The following is a 12431-nucleotide window of genomic DNA, read 5'->3' as shown; positions in this document are numbered from 1 at the left end:
ATTATCCCTTTACTATAATGAGTTTATTTAATATAATAGTTAATGTGTAACTTAAAATGAAAAGAAGGTGATTTTTTGTCCGGTCTTAGAAAGTTTGTAATCTTTCTAGCTGTGCTAGTAGTAGCTATCCCTGCCTCGTGTGCTGGAGTAGTATACTCAAAACTTAAAACCATGCAAATCGATGGTAACTTCGATATGCTTGCTTCAAACGAATACAAATATGATAATGAAATTACCAATATCTTATTGGTCGGAAGCGATGCGCGTCCAGGAGAAACTGTATCAAGATCTGATTCAATGATGATATTGACAGTTGATAATAAACACAAGAACCTAAAGCTAACGTCTTTTGGTAGAGATACCTATGTTAACATTCCTGGTCATGGATTTCAGAAGCTAACTCATGCTTACGCGTATGGTAAAGAAAAACTGCTCATTGAGACTATTGAGCAAAACTTTAAGCTAGATATTCAAAATTATGCGAAGGTTGATTTCTTCTCATTTATCGACATAGTAGATGCGGTAGGTGGAATAGAAGTCGAAATTACAGACCCAGAGATTGTAGAAATGAACAAGTTTATATACGAGTGTTATCAGTGGGATAAAAAGAGCAACAAAGATCCTATTAGATACATGAAGAAAACTGGTGTACAGAGTCTTACAGGATACCAGGCTCTTGCCTTTGCTCGTATAAGACATAATGATGGTACTATGGAAAGAGATGATAGGCAAAGACAGGTTATAGAAGCAATTATAACAAAAGTAAGTAAAATGTCTGTTACAAGATATCCAAAATTATTAAATTCAGTTCTACCATATGTTCAAACAAATATGGATCCAGGTTCCATAATGGCTCTTGGAAAGGAAGTTTTAGGAATTGGAGACTTACATCTAAATACAATGCAGTTCCCTCTACACCCTGAAAATGAAATTAGACTTCCAGAGTCTGGTTATGTTATTCCATTTGAACAATATGAAGTTCCTCTTTTACATGGATTTATTTTTGATAATAAAAAACCAACAAAAGAAGATATTGAAAGTGCCAGCAATAAATGGAAAGAAAGTGGTGAGGAATCACAGTACTCATCTGACCCAGAATATTCAAGCGTTTCATATTAAATATTAAAAGACTGCTTAAAGCAGTCTTTTTTATATTCTCTAAGCTTGTAAGCTATTTTTTATAAAACTTTATTATCTTTTCTATGTTTATAATTTTTTTATTAGATTTTCTTTCTGATTATTTTTTATTTTTATTATATTTAAATTATTTTTTTATGATATTTTATTATGCTTAAATTAATTTTTTTATTGTAAAATATTATGGACATCCTATGTGATGTATATAAAACTTTCTCATTTTATGATATAATTGCTATTATTAATTTTCAAAACTGAATACAGGCTAAGTATATAGCTATATATTTAAATCAAAAGAAATTACTAGAAAGTGAAATACTCTTTCACTTATTAAACAGGAAGGATGATAAAAAATATGTCAAAACTAAAAAAAATAGTAGTCTTTTTACTAGTATTAGTAATTGGACTACCCATAGCCGCCTTTGGATTAACCTCCTCCATGCTAGGAGATATGCATGACTCTAATATTGAGACTAGCTCCTTAGACAGCCTCTCCCACTCCAATAAAGAAGGTATCAACAATATACTTATTATGGGAAGTGATGCTAGACCAGGAGATACAAGTGCAAGAACTGACTCTATGATGATTCTTACAGTAGATAAAATACATAAGGATATAAAGATTACATCACTTGCAAGAGATACTTTTGTTGACATCCCAGGTCATGGATATTCAAAACTTACTCATGCTTATGCATTTGGAAAGGAAGATCTTTTAATCAAAACAATTGAACAAAACTTCGGTATTGATATCAATGATTTTGCCTTAATTAATTTCGAGTCATTTATAGCTATTATTGATGCTTTAGATGGCGTAACTCTTGATGTTACAGCAAATGAAATTAATGAATTAAATAAGTTTATACCAGAGACCTATAATTGGAGTACAAATAAAGACAAGGGCGAGATGAAATTAATAGAAAATACTGGAGAACAAAAATTAAACGGATATCAAGCTTTATCATATGCAAGAATAAGACATAATGACAGTGCATTTGGAAGAGATAATAGACAGCGTATGATTGTTATGAGCATTATAAAAGAAATGAAAAATACTCCTAAACTTAAATATCCTTTCATACTTAAGGCTGCTGCTCCTTATGTAAGCACAAATATGAAAACAATGGATATGCTAAAATACGGTATAGATATATTAAGAATTGGCCCAGATAATATGAAGCAAATGGAATTCCCTATTGTTTCATCTCCAAAGTATTCAACAGGTGGAATATACGGTAATTATGGTTGGGTTATTAGATTTGAAGATGAGTCTATACAGTTTTTAAAAGACTTTATCTTTAATGATATCGAATTTGATGAAAGTAAATAATAGCAATATTTATTATTACACAAGGATTATTGATTAATATATTAAATATTTTTATATTTTACTGTATATTGTCCTAACTATATTCCTTGTTAGATAGACTTAAATAAAACTATTAGCTAGAAACAAAAAATCTATAATAGAAATAATAGAGTCATGAATATGACTCTATTATTTATAAAAGGAGAAATTACTATGAATAAACTTGTCTTATTTATAAAGACTTTGTTTTTAATATTTATATCCACAATAGTCTTGCTTGAAGCTATCATTATATATGGAAGCAGAAACAACTATAATAGTGATGCTGATTATATAATGGTTTTGGGCGCAAAGTTACATGGAGATAGACCTTCAAGGTCCTTGAAGTATAGAATGGATACCGCTTTAGGATACATGCAAAGCAATCCAAATCTAATACTGATTGCTACAGGTGGTCAAGGTTATGATGAAACAATTGCTGAGGGTCAGGCAATTAAAAAATACTTTATTTCAAAAGGAATTAATGAAAATAGAATATTAGTAGAAGATAAATCTGAAAACACTTTTGAAAATATGAAGTTGTCAAGAAAAATGATAAAAAAAGATGGAATGATCAAAATTAATATTGTATCTAATAGATACCATATCTTAAGATCTAAAATGCTAGCTAGTAGAAATAATTTTGAAGCATATGGAATTCCTGCAAAAACACCTAAATCAGTCTTAGTAAAATCCTATTTACGTGAAGCACTTGCTCTTGTAAAATCCTATATATTTGATAGATAAGATAAATAAACCCCCAATGAGTTAAAACTCATTGGGGGTTTTGTTGAGGAATATCTGTAATAACTATATTTTTATAAAAGTTTATCTATATGCTATATATATCTATAACTTAAATTATATCATATGATTTTCTTCAGCACTTGTCATAGCCTTCTTTACTATCTTAGATAGTCCAACTAGACCTATAACGTTTGGTATTACCATTATACCATTAAACATATCTGCAAGTTCCCAAACCAGCTCAACATGCATAGTTGTACCCATTATTATAAACAATAAAACTATTATTCTAAATGGATTAAGAGCCTTATTACCAAATAGGAATTTAACGTTTGCTTCTGCAAAGAAGTACCAGCCTATAATAGTAGAAAATGCAAAGAACAATAAAGCTATTGCAACAAATATTAATCCAAATTTACCAAATCCTATTTCAAAAGCTTTCTGTGTAGCTGCAATACCTGTTTCGCCAGATAGGTTTGCCCCTGTTGCAATTATTACTAAAGCTGTAATTGTTAATACTACAAAAGTATCTATAAATACGCCAACTATAGCAACAAGCCCCTGTTGAGTTGGATCATCAACCTTAGCTACTGCATGTGCGTGTGGAGTTGAACCCATACCAGCTTCGTTAGAGAACAATCCTCTAGCAACACCATATCTAACAGCATCCTTAACTGCTACACCGGCTGCACCACCAAGAACAGCTGATGGATCAAATGCACCTACAAATATCTGTCTAAATGCATCTCCTGTAGCTCCACCCATCATTATTAATATAATGATACCACCTATTATATAAAAAGCAGCCATAATAGGCACAAGCTTTTCTGTGAAAGATGCTATTCTTCCTATTCCGCCGATAAATATAAATCCAGCCACTATTGCTAAAATTATACCTATAATTAAAGGATTCGTATTAAAAGCAGATTCAAATGCAACACCTATTGAGTTGGCCTGAACCATATTACCTATAAATCCTAGCGCTATTATAATAGATACTGCAAATAATGAAGATAAGAACTTACTCTTCATACCATACTTTAAGTAGTATGCTGGACCACCTGTAATCTGTCCGTCCACCTCTTTTTTAAATGTTTGTGCAAGTACTGCCTCGGCAAATATAGTAGCCATACCGAAGAAGGCACTTATCCACATCCAAAATATTGCTCCTGGACCTCCTGATACTATTGCTGTTGCTGCACCAGCAAGGTTACCTGTACCAACCTGTGCTGCAATTGCTGTAGCAAGGGACTGAAATGAAGACATACCATCTTTACCAGCCTTTTTACCCCTAAGTGTAAAACCACCAAAGGCCTGCTTAAAAGCCTTTCCAAACTTTCTTATCTGAATGCCTCTTAAATTAAAAGTAAAGAAGATTCCACAACCTACAAGCATTACGATAAGAACGTAGCCCCATAAAACACCGTTTATGGATTGTACAATTTTTAATAAACTATCACTCACGTAAAACACCCCCAAAGTACTATTAAATTATATTAATCGGCCTTTCCGAATAATACTCTCTGCTTATTACTTGGGGGTATATACATAGTTATCTAAATTAGTTTTTCATTATACCACCAAGCAAATTGTATATCTGATTATAAGAATTTTGGTTAATTCCACCACCAACCTTATAAACTAAGCTTGCACTTCTTGGTTCTAAAACATTTCTTTGATAAGAAGAAACACTATTTCCAGCAAGTATAACAGGTGAGTTAGTCTTTTGTGCAAAGGCACTTACTGTGATAGCATCTATTGGTGCATCACTTCTAGTTACAAATGCTTTCAATGAGAATTTTTCATTGTATAACTTATCAATTATTTTAGAGTTTGTTTCTATCCTATTTGAACCAAAGAATCTATTATGACTTAAATCTAAGCCAGTTGCCTTTGCAACTTGATTTACTACTTTGTCGGAAAGAACATTTGGCCCTCCTATAAAGTAAATATTTTTTATATTACGTTCTTTTATCCAATTGATATTGTTTTGGCTCATACTATCTTTTCCGCTTATAAGTATTGGATTTCTTTCATTTCCAGCCTTAGGTGCTATAGATAGTACATCTACCATCGCTTCTTCACTTGCTATATACACAGTATCTGCTCTATGTTCCTTTTCTAGCAAATCTGCTATTTTAGTAGATTCATCTTGTGGATTTGTACTAAATACTCTATTTATATATATATTTGGTATATTTTTTTCTATGTTTTCTATGTCATTTTGAGATATTGAATTACTATTACCTAAAATAGTCAATTTATCTATTTTTAACCTTTTCATTTCATTAATTGTATCCTGACTAACCTTATTATGGAAACTTAAAAGTATAGGTCCATCATAGCTAGCAGCCAATGGGCTTGAAATTACTCCAGACATTAAATCTTCGCCATTTACAAGTATTGCATTCTTAGTACCATTAGCCCATCCCTTTTTACTTACCTCTATTGCTGTTACTGATCTATCTTTCCCCATTACTGCATTTTGATATGGAAGTCTTTCATTTGGATCTTTGTATAGAGTTTTTAGGTCACTATATACCTGAGGCTGATTTATAATATCCTTTGCAGAGAAGTGCATACTTCCTTTTATTTCAGGATATTTTCTATTTAGCTCTATCTGCTTTTTAATCTCTCTAGCAACATTTTCGCCACCATACTCACTTTGACCGTGTTTATATATTCCTTGTCCAATATACAAATCTACTCCAGTGCCCTTTACTTGATCTGACCACCACTTTACCAAAGTAGCATAATCTGCCTTAGGGTGTCCTATTCTCCAATAAACCTGAGGTACTACATAGTCCACAAGTCCATTTTTTATCCAATATCTAGTATCGGCATATTGTTTGTTGTAAGATTCTCCACCAGAAGTGTTTGATCCATTTGGATCATTATATGAGTTTCTCCATATTCCTGCAGGACTCACACCAAAAGAAACATCTGGCTTTATAGAGTGAACCTTATCTCTTACACTTTTAATCATATTATTTATATTTGATCTTCTCCAGTTATCCTTGTTTCCAGAACCATACTTTTTGAAAGTTGCTTCATCTGGAAAATCTGCTCCTGGATAGAAATAATCATCAAAATGAATTCCATCAACATCATAATTGCTAACTACTTCAGCAACAGTATCTACAATGTATTTATTTACCTCAGGATTACCTGGATCGTAATACCATTTATTATTGTGCTTTATAGTCCAATCTGTATGTAGATTAAGCGGATTGTTAGCAGCTGACTTTGATTTATCAGCATAAATACTAGCTCTATATGGATTAAACCACGCATGAACATCAATACCTCTCTTGTGAGATTCTTGAATTATAAATGCAAGTGGATCATAGCCTGGATCTTTTCCTTGACTAGAAGTTAAAAATCTTGACCATGGGTTAATCTTTGAGCGATACAAAGCATCTGACTCTGGTCTCACCTGAACTATAGCAGTATTTATACCCGCTTGCTTTAGCTTGTCTAATAGCTCAATATACTGTCTTTTTTGCATCTCTGGATTCCCCTTAGAAGAATCTGATGGCCAATCTATATTATAGACTGTAGAAATCCATGCTGCTCTCATTTCTGTACTATCAGCTTTAACAGTACTTTGTTGAGATTTAGGTATAATAATTATACCTAGTGCTAATACAATAGACATCGCTATTGATATTAATTTTTTCATACTTTTCCCCTCCTAAATTTATACTTTTAAATATAATTTAACACAAGGGTTGAATATAATACAAGCAAATTGAAAATAAATATAAAATTCTAGATCTTATTATTATTTTGAGAAAGTCTTAGTGTATTTTATATGTATTTTTGTTGTTTCTTATATCTTATATCAATGTTATCATGTATTATAAATAAAAACAATAGTTTTTTTTTAATTTTTAAGACTATTTTGAATAATTCTTTATTTTTAAAGTTTTTTCCTTTTCAAGTTTATTTAATTAGTTTTTTAGCAATTGTTTTATATATCTCCCTTGTATAATTAAAAAAAGGTGAGGAAAACCTCACCTTAGTTAACTATTTACTATTCTATTACTCTTCTTGCAGTAGTATATGAACCTAAGTTTGCTATCCTTACATAGTCACCTGGCTGAGGAGCATGAATATACTTTCCATCTCCTATATAAAGAGCTACATGATGAACTGGACTTCCCCAGAAAATCATATCTCCAGGTCTAAGTTCAGATCTAGATACATACCTACCTACAGTAGCTTGATGCTTAGATACTCTTGGCAAGGTGATATTTGCACCATTTTTAAATGAGTACAACATAAGCCCTGAGCAGTCAAATGTAGATGGTCCAGTTGCACCCCATACATATGGACTTCCTAGCTTAGATTTAGCTACTGATATTACACTATTTATTTTTTCTTGTGATAAAGTAACTATAGAGTTACTTGGTATCCAACCTGTGATTCCTCCATCACCAGTTCTTACCTTTGAATAATTTCCACTTTTATCAATTACTTCTACTCCATTACCTTTTATAAACTTACCTATTATCTGAGAGCTATTATCTGCCTTAGTTCTAATAGATATATCCATAAGAGCAATTGTCGTAGCCGCATTAGCATTTAGAGAGCCATCTGGATTAAACTTGTATGTCTGTGTACCTATATACTTGATAGTATTAGCATACATAACACCATTTTTATCAAAATAGTATAACTTACCATCTATTTTTCTCCACATATTTTCTGCTCTATTTAAAGTATTAAGAAAGTAATATTTTTTATTTCCTTCCTGATACCATCCTCTTGTCTTTTGACCATTCACGTATTTATAATATTTTCCATTCTCCTGGAATATACCATTTTTTAAATTCTTTTCAGCATCAATAAGGTTCTTCTCACCTTTGGCATATAATGCTTTTTGCTCTTCTGTCATAATACCTACGTGTGTGGTATTATCATTAGCTATCAGATGTCCTTCTTTATTAAACTGATATATCTTTCCATTTATACTCATCTTCTGATCCCTAATCATAACACCATCTTTATTGAAGTAATACTTATGACCCTGAATCATTCTCCACATATCTTGTGGAAGTTGATATGTATTTAAAATATAATATCTAACACCATTATAATCAACCCATCCCTTTTGTCTTACACCATTAGAGTATAAATACCACTTTCCATCTTCTTTTGAAAATCCATTAAAAGATTTTGGATTCATCTTGGCTGCCATCTCAAGATCATTTGCTTCTAAACCTGAACTTTCCTCAATTACATTATCCGGAGCATTTTGTATTATTTCTCCATTAATACTATTTGCCCTATTGGCTGAGCTTTGTTCGCCACCCAAATTAGTATTTCCATCAGAACTGGCATTTGTATTAATATTACTTATATTCTCATCTGCCGCATTGTCTTCTATACTATTGTTATCTGTAACTTCATTACTATCTTGATTTCCCGTAAACTCTGTAATATATTCTGTCTGCTCTACAGTATCTGCTGACGAGACCAAAGTCCCTACACCAGAGGCCATCATCATAGTAACCAAGGCTACAGCTATTATCTTTTTATTTCTCTTTTTACTAAACTGCATCACAACCTCCTCTTATCACTTCTGTTATTCGACAAATTTAATTTTATCACATCATATTCCAATATGCAAGGAATAAATTACATTTTGTAACTTTTGAATACAATTCTTCGCTTTTTCTTTATTATTTTGTAACTTTTTAAGCAAATATTCAAAAAATTAACTAAGTTTATTTTTTTAATTCAATTTTTTTTAAAGTTTTTCTTATTTTCATGCTAATATTTATGTTTTTTTAAAGTTTATATATCTATCTAATATTGTTTTTTAATTTTTGAATCATCTTATTTCTTAGTATCTTTTTAGCAAAATTATTTTCCAAGCACTATGTAATTAATAGAAATATTTGTATTTTTATATAAATATCTTTTCTTATTTATTTTCTAAACTATCTATTATAAAATTAAATTAGGAGATCTAATATTAATATTAAATCTCCTGATTAATAATCTATTATTTTTTTATTATAAAATTACTATTTCTTTTTTAACTTTGATTTTATACTATTTTTACCTAAATTAATCATCATAGTATATTCATCTATTTTCATAAAATACATTACTATAGCATATACTAGCACTCCTGAAGCAACTCCAATGCCCAAGTTGATTACCTTCATTAAAAGTCCACCTACTAGGTATGGATTTAGTGCACCATAAACAAACTTTACAACTATAGCCATAAGCACAGATGATATTAAACTCTTAATAAATACAATGATATTCTCTTTTGGTGTGTATATATCTATCTTTTTTTTCATACTTCTATTAAACAAAATCAGGCCTATATAAGCCGATGTAGCAGTAGCTATTGCAAGTCCCCTGTATCCTAGAGGTTTTATAAATATAAGATTTAATACTATATTAAATATAATCGCTATTATACTATTAATCATAGGTGTCTTACTGTCTTCTAAGGAATAAAATCCTCTACTCATAATATCTCTTAAAGCAAATGCCAGTATTCCAGTTACATATATTACCAATATATTTGCTGTCATTATAGTATCATCTGTTGTAAATGCATTTCTCTGAAACAAAACTTCTACAATTGGCTTAGAAAGTACTATACAACCAGCTATTATAGGAACTAAGGCTACAATTATTACATTCATAGTCTGTGACATACTTCCCATAAAGTCTTCCATTTTATCACTAACAACTAGCTTAGAAAATTTCGGATATACAACTGCCAGTACAGATGTGATAAATAAAGCCTGTACAAACTCATACAGTCTCATGGCATAACTAAATGATGCTACTACATTTGTTCCTAGTAAAGATGCCAACGATTTATCAACCACTGAGTTAATTTGATTTGCTCCAACACCGATTACTACAGGAACTACCAAAATAAGCATGTCCTTCATAACTTTATCATGAAAATTAATTTTTGGAGAATATCTGTATCCTTCCTTATAGATAAATGGAACTTGAAACAATGCTTTTGAAGCTATTGCAACTAATGTTCCTATTATCAGTACCATAGGACTAGTCTTCAAACTTAAAAATATTGATATTATTATTATAATACTATATGGCATTCCAATAAAACCTGGTATAACAAATCTCTTTTTTATTTGCAGATAAGCAGTGAATATATTTGCAAGTCCTACAAATATAATACTCGGAAGTAAAATCCTTGTATATTGGACACATAAAGTATATACCTCTCCCTTATATCCAGGTGCAAATATAGTTACCAATGGCTCTGCAAATATAATACCTACTATAGATAGAGCCAAACAAATCAACACTACCATATTTATTATTGAATTCAAAAAAGACATTGCTCTTTCTTCTGAATCTTCATTTGCAAGCTTACTATATAGTGGTATCAAGCTCGTTGCAAGGGCTGAACCAATTACTGCAAATAGAACGGTTGGTATATTATTGGCAGTTGCATATACAGCGGCGTAGGTGCCTGTACCATATGCAGCTGCCAAAACACTGTCTCTAACCAACCCAAAAATCTTTGACAAAATAGTGACCACCATCAAAAGAAAGGTCGCTTTTGCTGTTTTTGACATTTTTTTCTCCTCTAATTATTACTAATTCTTTCTTTCTTAAATATTTTTATATAAATTTAATTTGTTTTCTTAAATATTTATATATAAATTAAATAATTTAATTATATATAACTTTCATTTACATCTTCTGGTCTAATATAAGTTGTAACTAATTTTCTCATAATAGGATCCATATCTTCTTCTCTCTCATTAAAAGCTGCCTCTTTTAAACTTTCTAACAAGAAAAATATTTCTTCTTTGTTAAAAGTTTTTGGCTTTCCTATAAATATCTTTTTATGATCTGTATTTTTTAACCCCTCTTCAGCCATTAATAGCTCTTCATACAGTTTTTCTCCTGGACGCAAGCCAGTATATTCTATCTTTATATCTTCATCAGGTTCAAATCCACTAAGTTTTATAATATTTCTAGCTAAATCATCTATTTTGACAGGCTCTCCCATATCCAAAACAAATATCTCTCCACCTTCAGCCATAGCACCTGCCTGCATCACTAGAGACACTGCTTCAGGTATTGTCATAAAGTATCTTATTATTTCCTTATGTGTGACGGTCACAGGACCTCCTGCTGCTATCTGTTTTTTAAACAGCGGTACAACTGATCCAGAACTTCCCAATACATTACCAAATCTAACTGCCACATACTCAGTATTACTTAAATCATTATATGTCTGTATCAACATTTCTGCAGCTCTTTTTGTAGCTCCCATAATATTGGTTGGATTAACTGCTTTATCACTTGATATCAATACAAATCTTTTAACTTTGAAATTATCTGCCACTTTTAATAAATTCAATGTACCAAATATATTATTTTTTACTGCCTCAGTCTTATTGTACTCCATCAAAGGTACATGCTTATGTGCTGCTGCATGATATACTATGTCTGGTCTATATTTATCAAAGACTTTTTCTAGTCTCTTTTCTTCCCTTATAGTCGCTATCACAAGCTCTAAATCAAGATCATCTTTATATTTCATTTTTAATTCCTGCTGTACTGCATAGGCATTATTTTCAAAATTATCAAGTATAATAAGTTTTTTAGGTCCATACTTTGATATTTGTCTACAAAGCTCAGATCCTATTGTACCTCCGCCACCAGTAACCATTATCGTTTTATTCTTTATCTGTTGACTAATTTTGCATGTGTCTAGAGATATGGGATCTCTTCCCAGAAGGTCCTCTATTTCAACTTCTCTTATTATTTTAAAGTCAACTTTACAGTCTATAATTTCAGTCATACTTGGTATAGTTCTTGTATTACATCCACTAGACTTACAAATATCCAGTATTTCTCTTTTTTTGCTACTCTTAATATTTGCTATCGAAAATATTATTTCATCAATATCTTCTTCTTTTATTAGCTCTAAAATTTTAGAAGTATCCCCCATAACTTTATGACCACATATTGTTTTTCCTAATAAATTTTTATTATCATCAATTATTACGGCTACTTCTCTTTTTAGTTTTTTTCTATTTTTATTTATTTCACTTATTACCATTTGGCCAGCTTCACCAGCCCCTATTATCATAACTTTTGATACTTTATAGTTATTACACATAGCATACCCCTCTTAATATAAACTAAAAAGGACTTTGTAAGCCTGTCTAAT

General features: G+C 31.0%; 8 protein-coding genes. 3 read left to right on the top strand and 5 right to left on the bottom strand.

Annotation, left to right across the window (positions count from 1 at the left end):
* Positions 1-75 precede the first annotated feature (75 nt).
* From UF10_RS02955 to UF10_RS02945, 3 genes are all read left to right on the top strand, one after another.
* Positions 76-1119, top strand: coding sequence for an LCP family protein (locus UF10_RS02955; RefSeq protein WP_106776331.1), 1044 nt, complete (start codon positions 76-78; stop codon positions 1117-1119).
* 373 nt (positions 1120-1492) lie between these two features.
* On the top strand, positions 1493-2467 hold the full coding sequence (locus UF10_RS02950; protein WP_106776330.1) for an LCP family protein: 975 nt from the start codon (positions 1493-1495) through the stop codon (positions 2465-2467).
* Between the two features lie 192 nt (positions 2468-2659).
* Positions 2660-3232: a YdcF family protein gene (locus UF10_RS02945; protein ID WP_170062433.1), complete on the top strand. Its 573-nt coding sequence runs from the start codon at positions 2660-2662 to the stop codon at positions 3230-3232.
* A 114-nt stretch (positions 3233-3346) separates the two neighbouring features.
* On the opposite strand, the gene UF10_RS02940 is transcribed toward UF10_RS02945, so the two are convergent.
* The 5 genes from UF10_RS02940 to UF10_RS02920 form a co-directional block, all read right to left on the bottom strand.
* The gene (locus tag UF10_RS02940) at positions 3347-4696 is read right to left on the bottom strand and encodes an alanine/glycine:cation symporter family protein (RefSeq protein WP_106776328.1); all 1350 of its coding nucleotides are present in this window, start codon (positions 4694-4696) and stop codon (positions 3347-3349) included.
* A 97-nt stretch (positions 4697-4793) separates the two neighbouring features.
* The gene (locus UF10_RS02935; RefSeq protein WP_106776327.1) at positions 4794-6914 is read right to left on the bottom strand and encodes a family 10 glycosylhydrolase; all 2121 of its coding nucleotides are present in this window, start codon (positions 6912-6914) and stop codon (positions 4794-4796) included.
* A 354-nt stretch (positions 6915-7268) separates the two neighbouring features.
* The gene (locus UF10_RS02930; protein ID WP_106776326.1) at positions 7269-8798 is read right to left on the bottom strand and encodes a C40 family peptidase; all 1530 of its coding nucleotides are present in this window, start codon (positions 8796-8798) and stop codon (positions 7269-7271) included.
* Positions 8799-9267: 469 nt separating this feature from the next.
* Positions 9268-10821 carry a murein biosynthesis integral membrane protein MurJ gene (murJ, locus tag UF10_RS02925; protein ID WP_106776325.1) on the bottom strand — a complete coding sequence of 518 codons (1554 nt, stop codon included), beginning with the start codon at positions 10819-10821 and terminating at the stop codon, positions 9268-9270.
* 101 nt (positions 10822-10922) lie between these two features.
* Complete coding sequence (locus UF10_RS02920; protein WP_106776324.1) at positions 10923-12380, bottom strand: polysaccharide biosynthesis protein; 1458 nt, start codon at positions 12378-12380, stop codon at positions 10923-10925.
* Between the last annotated feature and the right edge of the window lie 51 nt (positions 12381-12431).

This window comes from Peptostreptococcus russellii (assembly GCF_003012055.1).
Lineage (GTDB): Bacteria > Bacillota > Clostridia > Peptostreptococcales > Peptostreptococcaceae > Peptostreptococcus > Peptostreptococcus russellii.
The sequence above is the reverse complement of the archived record's forward strand: the minus strand, read 5'-3'. Positions and strand labels throughout refer to the sequence as shown.